Origin of the sequence: Bradyrhizobium prioriisuperbiae, assembly GCF_032397745.1 — a bacterium.
Lineage (GTDB): Bacteria > Pseudomonadota > Alphaproteobacteria > Rhizobiales > Xanthobacteraceae > Bradyrhizobium_A > Bradyrhizobium_A prioriisuperbiae.
Map to the genome: position 1 here is coordinate 4141514 of NZ_CP135921.1, position 17222 is coordinate 4158735.

The 17222-nt window shown below is 62.4% G+C and carries 15 protein-coding genes; 4 read left to right on the top strand and 11 right to left on the bottom strand.

Annotation, left to right across the window (positions count from 1 at the left end):
- Positions 1 to 44 precede the first annotated feature (44 nt).
- Positions 45 to 497: a nuclear transport factor 2 family protein gene (locus RS897_RS19395; RefSeq protein WP_315838113.1), complete on the top strand. Its 453-nt coding sequence runs from the start codon at positions 45 to 47 to the stop codon at positions 495 to 497.
- A gap of 137 nt (positions 498 to 634) precedes the next feature.
- Complete coding sequence (locus RS897_RS19400) at positions 635 to 1489, top strand: SDR family NAD(P)-dependent oxidoreductase (RefSeq protein WP_315838114.1); 855 nt, start codon at positions 635 to 637, stop codon at positions 1487 to 1489.
- Between the two features lie 47 nt (positions 1490 to 1536).
- Here the strand turns inward: RS897_RS19400 and RS897_RS19405 are convergent, their stop codons facing one another.
- Both RS897_RS19405 and RS897_RS19410 read right to left on the bottom strand, forming a co-directional pair.
- Positions 1537 to 2166, bottom strand: coding sequence for an alpha/beta hydrolase (locus RS897_RS19405; RefSeq protein WP_315838115.1), 630 nt, complete (start codon positions 2164 to 2166; stop codon positions 1537 to 1539).
- Positions 2166 to 3101, bottom strand: a complete 936-nt coding sequence (locus RS897_RS19410; protein WP_315838116.1) for a ring-cleaving dioxygenase — start codon at positions 3099 to 3101, stop codon at positions 2166 to 2168. The genes RS897_RS19405 and RS897_RS19410 overlap by 1 nt, the downstream gene beginning before the upstream one ends.
- A 128-nt stretch (positions 3102 to 3229) precedes the next feature.
- Between RS897_RS19410 and RS897_RS19415 the strand changes: the two genes are divergently transcribed.
- Positions 3230 to 4114 carry a LysR family transcriptional regulator gene (locus tag RS897_RS19415; RefSeq protein ID WP_315838117.1) on the top strand — a complete coding sequence of 295 codons (885 nt, stop codon included), beginning with the start codon at positions 3230 to 3232 and terminating at the stop codon, positions 4112 to 4114.
- 31 nt (positions 4115 to 4145) lie between these two features.
- Here the strand turns inward: RS897_RS19415 and RS897_RS19420 are convergent, their stop codons facing one another.
- From RS897_RS19420 to RS897_RS19430, 3 genes are all read right to left on the bottom strand, one after another.
- Positions 4146 to 4730: a class I SAM-dependent methyltransferase gene (locus RS897_RS19420; protein ID WP_315838118.1), complete on the bottom strand. Its 585-nt coding sequence runs from the start codon at positions 4728 to 4730 to the stop codon at positions 4146 to 4148.
- Positions 4731 to 4748: 18 nt separating this feature from the next.
- Complete coding sequence (locus RS897_RS19425) at positions 4749 to 5663, bottom strand: SAM-dependent methyltransferase (RefSeq protein WP_315838119.1); 915 nt, start codon at positions 5661 to 5663, stop codon at positions 4749 to 4751.
- Positions 5664 to 5761: 98 nt separating this feature from the next.
- Entirely contained in the window at positions 5762 to 6964 is a 1203-nt protein-coding gene (locus tag RS897_RS19430; protein ID WP_315838120.1) for a hypothetical protein, read from the bottom strand.
- Between the two features lie 599 nt (positions 6965 to 7563).
- Here RS897_RS19430 and RS897_RS19435 point away from each other — a divergent pair.
- The gene (locus RS897_RS19435) at positions 7564 to 9369 is read left to right on the top strand and encodes a glycoside hydrolase family 15 protein (RefSeq protein ID WP_315838121.1); all 1806 of its coding nucleotides are present in this window, start codon (positions 7564 to 7566) and stop codon (positions 9367 to 9369) included.
- Between the two features lie 148 nt (positions 9370 to 9517).
- Here the strand turns inward: RS897_RS19435 and RS897_RS19440 are convergent, their stop codons facing one another.
- Genes RS897_RS19440 through RS897_RS19465 form a run of 6 tightly spaced genes read right to left on the bottom strand, consistent with a single transcriptional unit; the run spans position 9518 to position 17020 of the window.
- Positions 9518 to 10324, bottom strand: a complete 807-nt coding sequence (locus RS897_RS19440; protein ID WP_315838122.1) for an HAD family hydrolase — start codon at positions 10322 to 10324, stop codon at positions 9518 to 9520.
- Positions 10321 to 10872 (bottom strand): gluconokinase, encoded by a 552-nt coding sequence (locus RS897_RS19445; protein WP_315838123.1) that lies wholly within the window; start codon positions 10870 to 10872, stop codon positions 10321 to 10323. The genes RS897_RS19440 and RS897_RS19445 overlap by 4 nt, the downstream gene beginning before the upstream one ends.
- On the bottom strand, positions 10869 to 11600 hold the full coding sequence (gene pgl, locus RS897_RS19450; RefSeq protein WP_315838124.1) for a 6-phosphogluconolactonase: 732 nt from the start codon (positions 11598 to 11600) through the stop codon (positions 10869 to 10871). The genes RS897_RS19445 and pgl overlap by 4 nt, the downstream gene beginning before the upstream one ends.
- Complete coding sequence (gene zwf, locus RS897_RS19455; protein ID WP_315838125.1) at positions 11597 to 13114, bottom strand: glucose-6-phosphate dehydrogenase; 1518 nt, start codon at positions 13112 to 13114, stop codon at positions 11597 to 11599. The genes pgl and zwf overlap by 4 nt, the downstream gene beginning before the upstream one ends.
- 51 nt (positions 13115 to 13165) lie before the next feature.
- The gene (gnd, locus tag RS897_RS19460; protein WP_315838126.1) at positions 13166 to 14152 is read right to left on the bottom strand and encodes a phosphogluconate dehydrogenase (NAD(+)-dependent, decarboxylating); all 987 of its coding nucleotides are present in this window, start codon (positions 14150 to 14152) and stop codon (positions 13166 to 13168) included.
- An 18-nt stretch (positions 14153 to 14170) separates the two neighbouring features.
- On the bottom strand, positions 14171 to 17020 hold the full coding sequence (locus tag RS897_RS19465) for a bifunctional transaldolase/phosoglucose isomerase (protein WP_315838127.1): 2850 nt from the start codon (positions 17018 to 17020) through the stop codon (positions 14171 to 14173).
- Positions 17021 to 17222 lie beyond the last annotated feature (202 nt).

Genomic DNA, 17222 nt, shown 5'->3' on the forward strand with positions numbered 1-17222 from the left:
CGCCATGCCAAGCTGATCGAAACCGCACCAAGCCAAGGTGATCCATGTATCATTCCATCGTGCGCCGCCGCATTCAGGCCCTGTTCGATGCGGTCAGCTCCGGAAATGCCGCGCCAGTCCTGGCTGCATTTGCGCCCACATTCGAACATTTCTTTCTCGGCGATCATGCTCTGGGAGGCTCGCGCAGCACGATTGCCGCGACCAAGGCCTGGTATGACCGCCTCTATCGACTTCTGCCTGATATCAAGTTTGTCCTGCGTGGCATCAAAGTGAGCGGTCCTCCATGGAACACGCTTGTGATGGTGGATTGGGATGAAACCAATTCGGGCACCGACGGCGTCAGGACGCATAATCGAGGCATCCACGTTGTTCGCTTGTCTTGGGGACGGGCGACGTTTCTTGGAATTTATCCGGACACCGTAGGTCTGGTTGCGACGCTGGATCGATTGGCGAAGGCGGGAAACAACGAAGCGCATGCTGCGGTGATCCTCGATTAAAATCTCTGGAATGCTTCTCTCGTTTGAATGACGATAGGCGTGCCGTTTCGCCTTTTTCCGGTTACGATTGCGGCGTAGCCAAGGCGTCGAACCTGTTTGGCCAAATGCCGAAATTCATTCGTCCAGGAGAACGTCACGTGCCTCATCCCGCTTTATCATCCGAGTCCGTTGCCGTGATTACCGGCGGCGCCTCCGGCATCGGTCTTGCTGCGGCTCAAAAATTCGCCAGCCTCGGTCTGAAGGTCTGCATCGCCGACCTCGGCGAGGACCGGCTGAAAGCTGCGGCTGATGCCGTAGCGGCGGTGGCGCCGGGCGGAGTGGCCAGCGTTTTGACCATGGCAACCGACGTCAGCCAGGTCGACCAGGTGCAGGCCCTGCAGCAGGCGGTCGCCTCGCGTTTTGGCGGCGCCGACATTCTGATGAACAATGCCGGCATTCAGCCCGGCAGCCAGATGTTCGGTCCGCACGACAATTGGCAGCGCGTGCTCAGCGTCAATCTCTGGGGCATCATCAACGGCGCGCAGGTGTTCGCGCCGGGCATGATTGCGCGCGGACGTCCCGGCCTGATCATCAACACCGGCTCGAAGCAGGGCATTACCACGCCGCCGGGTGATCCGGCCTATAATGTCTCCAAGGCCGGCGTGAAGGCCTTCACCGAGGCGCTGCAGCACGAGCTGCGCAACACGCCCGGCAACAAGCTAAGCGCGCATCTGCTGATCCCGGGTTTTGTCTATACCGGGCTGACCGCGAAAGGCCGCACCGAAAAGCCGGCCGGTGCCTGGACGCCGGAGCAGACGGTGGATTTCATGCTGCAGCGGCTGGAGGCCGGGGATTTCTACATTCTCTGCCCGGACAACGATGTGCCGCGCGCGCTGGATGAAAAGCGCATGCTCTGGGCCGCCGGCGACATCATCGAGAATCGCCCGCCGCTGTCGCGCTGGCATCCGGACTATGCGGAGGCGTTCGCGGCGTTCTTGAAGGCTGGACGTTGATAAAGGTCCGGGGCGTCATTCAATGACGACCCGGACACCCAAAGGACTCATGCCGCGGCTGGCGTACGAAGTGTCTCCAGCCACTGCCGCGCCAGCGTGAGATCGGCCTGCGACAGTTCATGCCCGACCGGCACGACGCGCCGCTCAACATCGGCACCCGCAGTCGTCAGCATCGCGGCCAACTGCGCGCCATTGGCCGCCGGCACGATCGGATCACGCTGACCTGATAGCACCAGCACCGAGGTGCCGGAGAGATCGGTGGCCGGTGTATCCGTTAGCGGCACCATGGCGCGGAGCAGGATGCCGCCGGCCAGCGTTCGTGGCCGCAGCAGCATTATGGCGGCTGCGATATTGGCACCATTGGAATAGCCCAGCGCCATTGGCGCGGCGATGCCGTAGGTCTTGCGTGCGGCGTCGACGAAGTCGGCGAGCTCGTGCGCACGGCGCGCCACATCCTCTTGGTCGAACACGCCTTCCGCAAGCCGGCGGAAGAAGCGCGGCATGCCGTGCTCCAGCACCTGGCCGCGCACCGAGAGCAGCGCAGCGCCCGGTGCGATCATGTGGCCCAGTGGCAGCAGATCGTTCTCGTCGCCGCCGGTGCCGTGCAGCAGCAACAGCGGAGCTGCTTCGAGCCGGGTGGCCGGCTCGAAGCGATGGGTGAAGGTGAGGTTGGTCATTACGCAGCCTTCTCAAGATTTGGCAGCACGTTCTCGATGTCCTTGCGGTGCGGCTCGAGAAATGCCGGCAGTTTCAGATCCTGGCCCAGCGTGGCCAGCGGTTCGTCGACCGCGAAGCCGGGGATGTCGGTGGCGATCTCGAACAAGATGCCGCCGGGTTCGCGGAAATAGATCGAGCGGAAGTAGTTGCGATCCTTCTGCTCGGTCGGGTGCTGGCCGTGATGCTGCACGAGCTTGCGCGCCATCTCGGCCTGGTCCGCATCGTCAGCCGCGCGGAACGCGATGTGGTGCACCGAGCCGCGCCCCTGCCGGCCCGGCAGGAAGCCCTTGGCTTCGTAGATGTCGACAAGGCCACCCACGCCGCCCTCCGGCGCCGCAAAGCGAACGATCGATCCCTCACGTCCGGTTTCCTTGAAGCCGAAGACGTCGATCAGGATCGCGCCGGTTTTCGCAGCGCTCTCCAGCAACAGCGTCACGCCGTGGAAGCCGCGGATGGCGTGCTCAACGGGTACGTCACCATTGCTCCAGCCTGCCTCGGCCTCCGCATCGGGCACGCCGACCAACGCGAGGCTCATGCCGTCCGGATCGGTGAACGTCAGCACGGTTTCGCCGAAACGTTTTTCCAGCGCCTCGTGGGCCACGCCCTTCTCGATAAAGCGGTGCGTCCAGTAGCCGATGGCGCGCGCCGGCACCCGGAACGACGTCTGCTGGGTCTGGCCGACACCGCCGCGGCCGGCCGCCGCGTGCTCCCACGGGAAGAAGGTGAGGATGGTGCCGGGCCGCCCGGCTTCGTCGCCGTAATAGAAGTGATAGGTGCCGGGATCGTCGAAATTGACGGTTTTCTTGACAAACCGCAGCCCCAGCGTTCGGGTATAAAAGTCGAAATTCCGCAACGCGTTACCGGAAATCGCGGTGACATGATGGATGCCTGACATGAGCTTTCTCCTGGTTGATCGAGCGTTCGCGCTCGTCTCTGGCCCGAAATATCGGTCTGGCGCCCACTGAAGACAATCTGGCAAGATGTGGCTTCACTGTCTATAAATTGGAGACAATTGAGGATCCCATGGACAAGCTCGAAGGCCTGCGCGCCTTTGTCAAAGTGGTCGAGCTCGGCAGCTTCTCGGAAGCCGGCCGCACCCTGCGGCTGTCGCGCTCCGTGGTGAGCAAGTACATCGGCGAACTGGAGCACCAGCTCGGCGTGCAACTGCTTAACCGCACCACGCGTCATGTCAGTGCCACCGAAAACGGCCAGGCCTATTTCGAGCGGGTGATCGGCGTGCTGTCCGATCTCGATGCCGCCGATCAGGCGGTGACGGACCTGCAGGCGACGCCGCGCGGATTGCTGCGGGTCAATGCGCCGATGTCATTCGGAACGCTGCAGCTCGGGCCGGCGATCGCCGACTTCATGGCGCTGTATCCGGAGTTACGCATCCAGTTGACGCTGAGCGACGAGCAGGTCGATCCGGTGCAGGACGGTCTCGATGTGACCTTGCGGATCGCCGAACTCGAGGCATCCAGCCTGATCGCGCGCAAGATCATGCCGATCGATCGCGTCATCTGCGCCTCGCCTGATTATCTGCAGAGCCACGGCGTGCCGAAACATCCGGCGGAGCTGCGCGATCACACCTGTTTGACCTACGGCTATCTGTCGACCGGCAATCAATGGAAGCTGAGCGGCCGCGATGGCGACCACTGGATCCAGCCGTCGTGGACATTGTGCGTCAACAACGCGGAGGTGCTGCGCGACGCCGCCATCAAGGGCCGGGGCATCGCGCTGCTGCCGACCTTTATCGCCGGCGAAGCGCTGGGGCAGGAAAGGCTGCGCACGTTGCTGACGAATTATCACGCGCCGCCCTTGACGCTGTACGCGATCTATCCGCCGACCCGTCACCTGGCGCTCAAGGTGCGGCTGTTCATCGACTTTCTGGTCGAGCGGTTTTCGGCTTGACCGGCCCCGGTCCGATCGAGGCGGCCGTGCACTATGGGCCGGGGCGTCGTCGTCGGAAGATCATCAGGCGATCGTCGCGATTGTACCATTGCGGAATATCGACCGCCCTGACCGGTTCGAACGACGACGCGAGCTGCATGAAGAAGCCAGGGTTCGCGCTGCCGCCCATCCATTCGCCGACATAGATGAGATAGTCGCCGTGATGAGCGGCGAGGGCGTTGCAAGCCATGTCGCTGGCCCACGGCGGCCAGCACAGAAACAGCGTATGATCGGGGTGGGACAGCACCGCCCGCTCATCGCCCTGTTCGACCTCATCCCATGTGAAGGACGGCACGATGGTATCGTAAGCGGCAACCGTCAGACCCGCCTGACGCATCATCCAGGTCCAGTAGCCGCTGCCGGCGCCGATCTCGACGATGCTGCTCGTATACTCCCGGATCGCCTGAATGGCGTCCTCGGTCGGGACCGCCCAGGCGAAGTGTCCGGCGATCGCCGCTTTCAACATCAGCCACTCCGGCGATGTGAGCTCCGCAGTGCTGATCGGCAGCTGGGGATCGCGCCGGAAGGTCTGCGGCAGGGCGCGATAGAACTCCAGATACGGATTGCGCAGCGCCATGCGTGAGCCGCAACTGCCTCAGCCGATGGCTGCGCCGGATGTGGCCTTTGTCGCCGCGATCATTGCGTTCATGCGATAGTAGGTCGTCATGTCGCTGCGGGTGGCATAGGCCGGCGGAATGTAGAGCGTATACCCCGCCGACAGCGGGCCCTGGCCGAGCTCCGCCACCGTGATCGGGCGAATGGTCGGCTCGCAGCCGTGGAAGATCGCCGCTTCGTACAGGTACATCGGATGCGTGGCCGGATAGATCGCCAGCAGCCGTTCGATCAGCAGCGGCATCGCCGAGAGGTCGTAGCCGCTGGCCTTGAACGTCGCGTCGCCGACCACGCCGATCTGCCAGAGCACGACGGAGCTCGATGGATCGATCACGCGCCCGTTGAGCAAAAAGTCCGTCGCCTCGTAGGACTGGCAGCCGCTGATGCCGGGATCGACGCCGAGATCGGCGAACAGACAATCTTCCGAGGATATCCCCGGCAGCATGCGGGCACTGTAACCTTCGGCCCGGGCGCGGCGGATCGACTCGTGCGAGGGATACACAAAAACGCCGGGGTGTCCGTAGCACGCCATGCAGGTCACCATTCCGGCGCGAACACATTCGAGGGTGCGCTCGATCATCTGATTGTAGGTTTCGAGGCGCTCCTTGCCTTCGGCGTACATGACCGTCAGCGACTCGGCCCCGGCGGGATTGAGGTCCTTCAGCATCGCCTCCGCAACCGGATCGCCGACGACGTACAGAACCTTGTCGGCCTGCTTGATCCAGGCCACCGCTTCCATGGTCAGATGACCTACGGTGCGAATGCCGGTCCCGACCACCACAAGTGAACCCTTGTGGTGTCCGTTGCCGCGAGCGCCGTTGGTCGTCGTGTTCTCCGGCGCAGTGGTGGGATGATCGTCGCCCGGTCGGTCGGTGTGCTCGCCGTTTCCATAGGTCATGTGCGCAATCCCTGTTTCTGTTCGGGCGCCGCGCCGTCTCCCCGAAGAGTGATGGCGCGGCGGTCATGTCTTGATGGTGTGATCCTCGTTGCGGGCGGCTAGCTGTGGAACACCGGATAGATCTGTGGATACACAATCTGCGGGTGGAACTGCGGATGCACGATCTGGGGATGAATTTGCGGGTGGATCTGCGGGTGCACGATCTGCGGATGAATTTGTGGATGGATCTGCGGGTGCACGATCTGCGGATGAATTTGTGGATGGATCTGCGGATGCACGATCTGGGGATGGATTTGCGGATGGATCTGCGGGTGCACGATCTGCGGATGAATTTGTGGATGGATCTGCGGGTGCACGATCTGGGGATGAATTTGCGGATGGATCTGCGGGTGCACGATCTGGGGATGAATTTGCGGATGGATCTGCGGATGCACGATCTGGGGATGAATTTGCGGATGGATCTGCGGATGTACGATCTGAGGATGGATCTGCAGCGGAATCTGAGGCGGGACGAGCGGGTGCGGCAGACCCTCCGGCACGGCAAACTGCGGGAAAATTTGCGGGAACACGGGTGGATGCACCACGAGCTGTGGATGGACCTGCGGGAAGATCTGCGGATGGACCACGAGTTGCGGGTGGACCTGCGGGAAGATCTGCGGGTGCACGACGAGCTGCGGGTGGACCTGCGGGAAGATCTGCGGGTGCACGACAAGCTGCGGGTGGACCTGCGGAAAGATTTGCGGGTGCACGACGAGCTGAGGGTGGACCTGCGGAAAGATTTGCGGGTGCACGACGAGCTGCGGATGAACCTGCGGGAAGATCTGAGGAAACTGTTGAATCGGGAAATTCGGGAACGTGGCAGTACTCCCTTGGGATCGAAGGGCTGGGAATGCCGCGCCGGTGCGAACGACGGGCTGCTCTGCGGCTTCCGACGCGCTGGGGCCGGCTTGTTGTGTCATATCGACAACCAGGATCGTCGGGACCGGAGACACGGGAGATGACGGATCGGTCAATGAGAACTTCTGACCGAGCAGGCGTGCATGGATTGTCGATGCTTGCCCGCTTTTCAGAATCACCTGGTCGACCGGATCGATGCCCGCGGCCGTCATCGCGCCGTCAGGGTCTTTGATGAAGGCGCCGAGCTTCGCCGGGTCGGTGGCCAGCGCAATCAGGAAGTTGCGAAATTCATCGGATGCGGACGAGCCGGATCCGGCGGCTGGCTGGGAATCTGTTTGTTGCGAGGCGGAGTGTGATGAAGCACCGGCCATGCCGGTCTCATCGGATTCGTCGTTGTTACCCACGGTAACCTCCAATGGAGGATAAGGGTTGCTTCATGTCTGTGGTGTTGAAGTGGTCTTCGCGATCGAACGTGTCTTCGGCGTCGATGTGTTTTTGCGAAGTGTTCTCGCCGAGGCGATTCTCAAAAAAAGTGCGTCAATAAAATCAGTGGAAGAAAAGCGCAGGTCTCGAAAATTGTTGGTCTCGAAATTTTTCTTGAAATCAGAATGCACGCTTGTCGAATGAGACGCGAGTTAATACCCGCGATTGATGTCATTCAAGATGAAATCATCAGTTGCATCTCGGGAAAATTTTTTGCTGGTATCATCACAAATGTGATCTGGATCACAGATTTGTTTTTTGATGGATTTCGAAAAATTAGTTTGAACTGTGTCGATGCCATGTGGTCGATGTCATGTCGTTAGGAGAATTGCATCTGTTGTCTTCATCCGTTCCGATCGTCTCCGTTATGAATTCACCTGATTCAATCGTGTTTATCATGGTGCCGATCAGATCCTGTTTGACGAGCGTCGGCGGTGGTCGCGGTGGAACTTTTGGCCAGGCATCGCGTTTCCCTTTCACGTCAAGCGGTCGCAATCGCGATATTTCCGTGTGAGGATATTTGGCTTCTCCCATCGAAGATTATGCCCTGATCGGCGATTGCCTCACTGTGGCGCTGGTCAGCCGCGATGGCTCGATCGACTGGCTGTGCTGGCCGGCATTTGATTCCGAGGCCTGCTTTGCAGCGTTGCTGGGCACGCCGGAGCACGGCCGCTGGCTGATGGCGCCGAAGTGGAAACCGCTGAAAGTCACACGGGCCTATCGGGGCGAGACGCTGATCCTGGAGACCACATTCGCGTGCGATGATGGTGTCGTCACGCTGATCGATTTCATGCCGCCCCGTGGCGAAGCTTCCGACATCGTGCGTTTCGTGCGCGGCGACAGCGGCACGGTCACCATGGCAATGGAACTGGTGATCCGTTTCGGCACCGGCGCCAATATTCCATGGGTGCAGCGCCTGGAAGACAAGACCATTCTCGCCATCTCCGGTCCCGACATGGCCGTGCTGCGTACGCCGGTGCAGGTACGCGGCGAGAGCATGACCACGGTGGCGGAGTTTGTGGTTCGCCAAGGCGATCTCATCCCGTTCGTGTTCACCTATCAGGCCTCGTACCTGCCGGTGCCGAAGCCGATCGATCCGCAGCAGGCGCTGCAGGATACCGAAAGCTTCTGGACCGAGTGGTCGAGCCGCAGCACTTACAAGGGCAAGCATCGCGACCTGATTCAGCGCTCGCTGATCACGCTCAAGGCGCTGACCTATGCGCCGACTGGTGGCATCGTCGCCGCGCCGACGTCGTCGCTGCCGGAAAAGCTCTGCGGCGCCCGCAACTGGGATTACCGCTATTGCTGGCTGCGCGACGCCACCTTCACGCTGTTTTCGCTGATGAACAGCGGCTACCACGAGGAAGCGGGTGCGTGGCACAATTGGTTGCTGCGCTCGGTCGCAGGCTCGCCTGCGGACCTGCAGATCATGTACAGCATCACCGGACAGCGGCGCCTGCTGGAGTGGGAGGCCGACTGGCTGCCCGGCTATGAGGGTTCGAAGCCAGTTCGGTTTGGCAATGCCGCCCATGCGCAGCTGCAGCTCGACGTCTATGGCGAGCTGATGGACACCTTCCATCAGGCCCGCAACGAGAAGATCGAACTCGATGGCGGCACCTGGACGCTGGAATGCGCCATTCTGAAGCAGGTCGCTAAAGTTTGGCAGCTACCGGACAGCGGCATTTGGGAGGTGCGCGGCGACGGCAAGCACTATGTGTTTTCGAAAGTGATGTGCTGGGTGGCGTTCGATCGCGGCATCAAGAGCGCCGAGACCTGGGGCTTCAAGGCGCCGCTCGACGAATGGCGCGCGCTGCGCGAGGCCATCCATGCCGATGTCTGCGCCAACGGCTTCAATCGTGACACTGGCACATTCGTGGTCGACTATGGATCGACCACCCTCGACGCCAGCCTTCTGTTGCTGCCGGCGGTCGGCTTCGTTCCGGCGTCCGATCCTCGGGTGACCGGCACCATCACGGCGATCGAGCAACATCTGATGCGCGACGGCTTCGTGCTGCGTCACGATCCGCGCGAGCCGCGGCCGGGAGAGCAGGAGCCGATCGAGGGCGCATTTCTTGCCTGCACGCTGTGGCTTGCGGACGTCCATGTCATGCGCGGCGAGCTCGACAAGGCGCGGGAGCTGTTCCAGCGCGTTGCCGCCATCGCCAATGATGTCGGCCTGATCTCCGAGGAATACGACACCGTGGCGCGGCGTCAGACCGGCAATTTCCCGCAGGCGCTGACCCATATCGCGCTGATCAACACCGCGCATAATATTTACGAGGCCGTGCAGTCGAGCAAAAAGCCGGTGGTGCAGCGGTCGAAGTGAAGTAAACCCTCATGGTGAGGAGCGCGGAACGCGCGTCTCGAACCATGAGGTTGAGGCGTTAGCCGCAGGGGGCCACATCCTTCGAGACGGCGCTTCGCGCCTCCTCAGGATGAGGAGAAACGACGAACATTGCGTCGAGCTTCTGCACTCAGCCGTTTTTTCGCAAAATCTCCGCCATCGCCTTCGCGAATCCATCCTCCGCGTTTGACGCGGTCACGTGACTGGCCTGCGCCTTCACCGCGTCGCTGGCATTGCCCATGGCGAACGACAGGCCGCTGGTGCGGAACATCGGCACGTCGTTCTGCATGTCGCCGATGGTCGCGACGTTGGCGAGCGGAACTCCAAAACGCGCCGCAATGGCGGTGACGAACGTGCCCTTGTCGACACCGGGCGGAGTGATATCGAGGTAATAGTTCTGCGATCGCGCCACATGAGCCTGCACGCCGATCTGGGCCTGCAACTCCGCCTCGCAGGCGGCGAGCAGGGCGAAATCCGCGCTGACGCCGACGATCTTGCAGGCCTTGTCGACATAAGGCGTGTCGTCGGTGACGAACACCGCGTCGGTCTGGACGGTGTTGCGTTCGTGCGGCACATACTGGCCGTCGTCACGGTGGGCAATCCATTGGCGGTCGGTAAAGATCCAGACATCGACACCCTTGCGCGCCAGGAAGGCAAGGCTGAGCTGCGCGGCCTTCGATGGAATGATCTCCGCCTGCACCACCGACAGATCGGGGTTGATGATTGCGCTGCCGTTGAACGCGCCGAACGGCAGATCAATCCCGAGGGTCTCGACCACCGCCCGCATGCCGAAGCTTGGCCGGCTGCTGGTGATGGTGAAGCGGATGCCGCGGTCGCGCAGCGCGCGCACGGCATCTCGTGTCGGCTGCGTCAATCGCTTGTCGCTGGTCACCAGCGTGCCGTCGACGTCCGAAATCACCAGTTGGATCTCGTTCATCGGCTTCGTTCCTTGATTGCGTTGGCAAGCGCCAATCGATCGATGATGTTGGTGACAATAATTTCGACATCGGCGTCGATATCGACAGTGACCACCGGCTCGTCGGGCGTTGGCTCTTCCAGGGCGGCCAACTGACTATCCAGCAGCGAGGCCGGCATGAAATGACCGTGACGGCCGGCGAGGCGCGCCGCGATCAAGTTACGCGTGCCCCGGAGATAGACGATCTGCACATCGCTGCGGCCATGCACCAGTACATCGCGATACGATCGCTTTAGCGCCGAACAGGCGATAATCACCGGCCAGCCGGTCTCGGCCTTGCGGTCGATGGCGTCGGCAATCGCGCGCAGCCAGGGCCAGCGGTCGTCGTCGGTGAGGGGAGTGCCGGCGTGCATCTTGTCGATGTTGGCCTGCGGGTGAAACGCGTCGGCATCCTCGATGGCAAAGCCGGTGCGGCGCGCCAATGCTTCGGCCACCGTGCTTTTGCCGGAGCCGGAGACACCCATCAGGATGATGGCGACGGGAAGCAGTGCTCTGGGCTTTTCGGTCATGGTGATGGCGCCGCCGCCTGGTCCAGCATCCACAGCGTGTTGCCGCCAGCTGCGCGTGCATGGCCTGCGGGCAGATCCTCGCCGGCGAACATGCGGCGCAGGATCTCCTGCTTATCGTGTCCTGCGGCCAGAAATAGCATCTCGCGGGTCTGCGCCAGGCAAGGCAGTGTGAGGCTCACGCGCGGTACAAAGGGCGCGACATTGGCGTGGGCGACGCCGACGACCGAGCGGGAGTGCTCTTTCAGCGCTGCGGCGTTCGGAAATAGCGAGGCGGTGTGGCCGTCGGGGCCGACGCCCAGCAACACCAGATCGAACAGGAGCTGTCCCGCGCGTCGCGTCGCCTGGAAATCCCTCAGCTCAGCCTCGTAGGCTGCGGCCGCATCGTCCGGCGTTGCAGCCGTCGTTGCGATGGCGTGAATGTTGCCGGCGGGCGCACAGACATCGAGAAAGGCGCGGCGCGCCATGCCCATATTGTTCAGGGGATCGTCCGGCGGCACAAAACGGTCGTCGCCGATGAACCAGTGCACCTGCAACCAGGGAATCCGCTCCCGCCACGGCGGCGTCGCCAGCAACTCGTACAGCCGTTTCGGCGTCGAGCCACCGGTCAGGCAGACCGCCGGATGATTGCCGCCGTCGGCGATTCGATCGACCACGCGCTGCGCCGCTGCTTCAGCCAGCGCTTGCGCATCCGGCACCACGATCACGTCGCGGGAATGATCCGTGCTCATGAACCGTTGAGCCTGCGCCAGCGGCGGCCGTCGCGCTCGATCAGGCCATGGGCTTCGCGCGGGCCGTCGGTGCCGGCGCGGTAGAGGGCAAGCCCTTCGCCGCCGGCTTTGGCCCATGCATCGAGGAACGGCTGCACCGCCTGCCAGCCGGCTTCGACGCTGTCGGCGCGCTGGAACAGGATGTTGTCGCCGATCATGCAGTCATAGATCAGGGTCTCGTAACCGGTGCTGGGCGAGGCCTTGAAGTAATCGCGGTACTTGAAGCCCATTTCGACGCCGTCGATCGCCACCGTCGGCCCCGGCACCTTGGTGTTGAACTGCAGGGTGATGCCTTCGGTCGGCTCGATCCCGATCACCAGATAGTTCTGCGACAGCCGCTCCACCTCGGTGGCGCGGAACATCGAGAACGGCGCCTGCTTGAAGCGGATCGCGACTTCCGTGCGTTTCGAGGTCAGCGCCTTGCCGGTGCGCAGATAGAAGGGAACGCCGGCCCAGCGCCAATTGTCGATGGTCAGTTTCATCGCGGCAAACGTCTCGGTGACGCTCAGGGGATCCACATCCGGCGTATTGCGGTAATCGCCGATCTGCTTGTCCCCGACCCGTCCTGCGACATACTGGCCGCGCACCGAGTTGTTCAGCGCTTCTTCCGGAGTCTGGATCTGCACGGCGGCGAGGACCTCGCCTTTCTCGGAGCGCACCGAATGGGCGTCGAACCGCGACGGCGGCTCCATGGCCACCAGCGACAGCAGCTGAAACAGGTGGTTCGGCACCATGTCGCGCATCGCGCCGGTCGCATCATAGAAGCTGCCGCGGCGGCCGACATCGAGAACTTCCGACACCGTGATCTGGACGTGGTCGATATGGTTGCGATTCCAGATCGGCTCGAACATGCCGTTGGCAAACCGAAACACCAGGATGTTCTGCACCGTCTCTTTGCCGAGATAGTGGTCGATCCGGTAGATCTGGTGCTCCTCGACGATCCTGAGCAGGTCGTGGTTGAGCTGCTTGGCGGAGGTGAGGTCGGTGCCGAACGGCTTTTCGATCACCAGCCGCCGCCAGGCGCCATTCTCCTCCTGCAACAATCCGGTGCGTCCCAGTTCGTCACAGATCGGCTTGAACGCGGTCGGCGGCACGGCGAGGTAGAACAGGTGGTTCTTGACACCGCGTTTTGCGAGCTCGTCGAGGCGCGCCTTCAGCCGGTCGAACGATCCCTCTTCGCTGGGATCGGCGTGTACGGCGCTGACGCAGTCGAACAGCTTCTTGGCGACATCCTTGTCGATCGGCCGGGTGGCGAACTGCTGCAGGGCCTTCATCAGGTCGTCGTGCAGCGACTGGCTCTGTATCTCGGTGCGGGTGACCCCGACTACGCAGAAGTCGTCCGGCAACAGCCCGGCTTCGGCGAGATTGTACAGCGCCGGCGTCACCAGGCGATGGGCGAGATCGCCGGTCACGCCGAAAATGACGAAGCAGCAGGGCTCGGGGACTTGCGGTTTGGCGGTGGTATCTGAACTCATAAGAGACCTTGCGCAGAAGAAATCTTGGACAGGATTTGGGAGACTTGCGTGTCAGGATTTCTTTGGCGGCTCGACGTGGCCGCCGAAGCCGTGGCGCATCGCTGAAAGAATCTTCTCGGCAAAGGTGTGCTCTTTGCGCGAGCGGAAGCGGGCATAGAGCGCCGTGGTGATCACTTCTGCCGGCACAGATTCGTTGATCGCCGCATCGATGGTCCAGCGGCCTTCGCCGGAATCCTCCACAAAGCCGGAATAGGCATCCAGCGTTTCGTTGCCGGCAAGCGCGGTCGAGGTCAGATCGAGCAGCCATGATGTGACGACGCTGCCGCGGCGCCAGACTTCGGCGATATCGGCGAGCTCGAGATCGAGGCGATGCTCTGCGGGCAGTTCCTCGATATTGGCGTTCTTGAGGATGTCGAAGCCTTCGGCATAGGCCTGCATCAGGCCGTACTCGATGCCGTTGTGCACCATCTTGACGAAGTGGCCGGCGCCGTTACGTCCGGCGTGGATATAGCCCTGCTCGGCGCGCGGATCGCGGCCGTCGCGGCCCGGCGTCTTTTGAATGTTGCCGGCGCCTGGTGCCAGCGCCGCGAAGATCGGATCGAGCCGGTCGACGATGGGCTTTTCGCCGCCGATCATCATGCAGAAGCCGCGTTCCAGCCCCCACACCCCGCCGCTGGTGCCGACGTCGACATAATGGATGCCTTTTTCCGCCAGCGTTTTTGCGCGACGGATATCGTCCTGCCAGAAGGTGTTGCCGCCATCAATGATGGTGTCGCCCTTCTGCAGCACGCCGCCGAGCGCCGTGATGGTGTCCTCGGTGATTTTGCCCGAGGGCAGCATCACCCAGACCGTTCGCGGCGCGTCCAGTTTCTTGACGAGGTCGTCGAGCGACGCGCTTGCGGTCGCGCCGTCGTCGGCGAGCTGGCTGACAGCTTTGGGGTTCTGGTCATAGACCACGACATTGTGTTTGCCCTTGGCGATCAGGCGGCGTGTGATGTTGCCGCCCATGCGCCCAAGGCCGATGAGGCCGATCTGCATTTGTCTGTCCTATCTATCTTACTTGAGCGCGGAATCGACCGCCGCATGAATCGCCGATAGTCCCTTGGCGAGATCGCCCTTGATGTGCAGCCGCAGCGCGCGCCGTCCCCGCTCGGTCAGCACGTCGAAATCGCCGCGGGCCTGCGCCGCCTTGATCACGCCGAAGCTTGCTTTCTGTCCGGGCACGGCCAGGTCCTGCGCATCGTCAGCGGTGATCTGCAGGAACACGCCGGTGTTCGGCCCGCCCTTGTAGGCCTGTCCGGTGGAGTGCAGGAAACGCGGGCCGAAGCCGACACAGGTGGCCACATGCTTGCGGTCGCGGATCGCCATGCGCATGGTGTGCGCCGTGGCGAGATGCGCCTCGTCGCGGTCGATGTAGGCGAGCACGGCGGCATAGTCGCCGCCCTGGATGCGCCCGAAATGTGCCTTCAGCCAGGAGGCGATCCCGCCATTGGCGCCGGCCTTGCGCAAGGCCTCGGCATTCTTCGCATCGGTGTAGATCGCGATCGATCCGTCGGTTGTCACGGCGGTCTCATCGGGCAGGGCGCCGGTTTTCTCAAACGCCGAGGTCAGCTCGCGGGTCTTGATCTTGGCGGCTTCAACGTCGGGCTGGTCGAACGGATTGATGTTCATCACCGAGCCGGCGACCGCTGTCGCGATCTCGAACCGGAAGAACTCCTGGCCGATATGTAGGGGATCGGTGACGGCAATGCGGATCACCGGATGGCCGGCCTTTTCCAGCGCCGCGAGTGAAGCTTCGCGCTCCTGGTCGCCATCGTCCTTCAGGCGCAGATCGATGAACACCCGGTCGTTGCCATAGACGTCGGGCTTGCCCAGGGTCTCGCCCTCAAGCGGGATCAGCGCCTTGCCGTTCTTGCCGGTGGATTCCGCGATCAGCTGTTCGCCCCAGGCGCCGAAGTCGGCAATCGGTTTCGACACCGTCAGCGTGATCTTGTCGCGGCCGTGTTGAGCGGCTGCGCCCAACGCCAATCCCAGTTGCACGCCGGGGTTTTCGTCCGGCGGCACATCCGGTCCGCAGGCGCGGATCATGGCCGCGGTGGCATCGAGGAATTTGGGGAGGTCGAGACCGCTGGCTGCGGCCGGCACCAGGCCAAAGGGCGAGAGCACCGAATAGCGCCCACCGATGGTGGGCTCGCCATGGACGATATGGGCGAAGCCGCGGGTCTTGGCGACCTTTTCGAGCGAGGATCCGGGATCGGTGATGGCGACAAAATGGCTGCCCGCCTTGTCGCCGAGCTTTTCACCGGCCCGGGCGAAGAAATAGTCCATCAGCGCGTTCGGCTCGGTGGTACCGCCGGACTTGCTGGAGACGATGAACAGCGTGGACTCCGGCTTGATCCTGGCGTCCAAACGCCGGACCTGGGCAGGATCGGTCGAATCCAGCACATGCAGCCTGGGGAAGCCCGCGCTGGAGCCAAAGGTGGTGGCGATCACTTCCGGGCCGAGGCTGGAGCCGCCCATGCCGAGCACCACGGCGTCGGCAAACTTGTTGTCCTTGACCCATTTCGCCAGCGCCTGATAGCGCGGCAGTGCGTCCTGTTCGCGGGTGAGGGCATCGAGCCAGCCCAGCCACTTGTTCTCGTCTTGGTTCGTCCAGACCGAGGCATCGCGGGCCCACAGCGCGCGGATCTTGCCACTGGCGCGCCAGTCGTTGGCGAGCTCCTTGAACGATTTCTCGGCACCGGCCGCAAGGCGGATCGATTGGCCATCGATGCGGGACGACAACAGCGCCGCGCGCTTGTGCGCCACCGCGCCCAGCAGCTTGTCGAAGGCCTCGGCGAACAGCTGCACGCCCTCGTCGACCAGTTTCTCGGTGATCGTTTCAAGCGAAATTCCGGCCTGCGCCAGTGCCGAGAGCACGCGCTGCGCTTCCGGCACATTTTCCTCCAGGCTGTCGCGCAGCTTGCCATGATCGCGGAAGGCGTCGAGGGTGGCGGGCGGCACAGTGTTGACGGTGTCGCGGCCGATCAGCTCTTCCACATACAGCACGTCGCTGTAGGCCTTGTTCTTGGTGCCGGTGGAGGCCCAGAGCAAACGCTGCACTTTAGCGCCCTTGGCGGCGAGTTTTTTCCAACGGTCCGAGGCGGCGATTTTCTTGTAGTGCTGGTAGGCGAGTTTGGCGTTGGCGATCGCCACCTTGCCCTTCAGCGCTTCGAGCGCGGCTTTCTTGTCCTTGTCGTTGGCGGCTGCGATCTTCTGGTCCAGCTCCTTGTCGACTGCGGCATCGATCCGGCTGACAAAGAAACTCGCGACACTGGCGATCTTTGAGGGATCATTGCCGCCGGCCACCCATTTTTCCAGGCCGGTGATATAGGCGTCCAGAACGCTTGCATAAAGCTTTTGCGAAAACAGCAGCGTGATATTGACGTTGATGCCCTGCGCAATCAATTTTTCAACGGCCGGCAGGCCTTCATGCGTGCCCGGCACCTTGATCATCAAATTGTCGCGACGGACCTCGCGCCACAGCCGCTCCGCTTCCGCGATAGTGCCGGCGGTGTCGCGCGCCAGATAAGGCGACACTTCGAGGCTGACATACCCATCATCGCCCTTGGCCTGGTCGTAGAGCGGACGCAGCACGTCGGCGGCATGCTGGATGTCCTCGATCGCGAGCGCCTCATAAAGGTCGCCCACCGGGCGGTCGCGCTCTTTCAAGAGGTTGGAAATCGTCTCATCATACTCGGCACTGCCGCCGATGGCCTTTTCGAAGATCGCCGGGTTCGACGTCACGCCGCGAACCCCGTCCTTGTCGATCAGCGCCTTCAAATCGCCCTTGGCGATGAAATTGCGTGCCAGAAAATCGAGCCAGACGGCCTGACCATGCTTTTGAAGCTGTTGAATGGGATTCATGATGCCTGTTCACTTCGATCCGGCGCGGGGCCGCGCCGATTACCAAATCGATTGCCAAGGGAGGTAACGCAGGACCCCCTCAAAAGTATCCCGGAACGGACACCAATATCTCTAATTTATTTGGAGAAATTCCCGAGTCAAAGCCTTGGTCGCAGGCTTGGCGATGGCGCCGCCTCCAAAATGCCATTCCCGGCGAATTCAA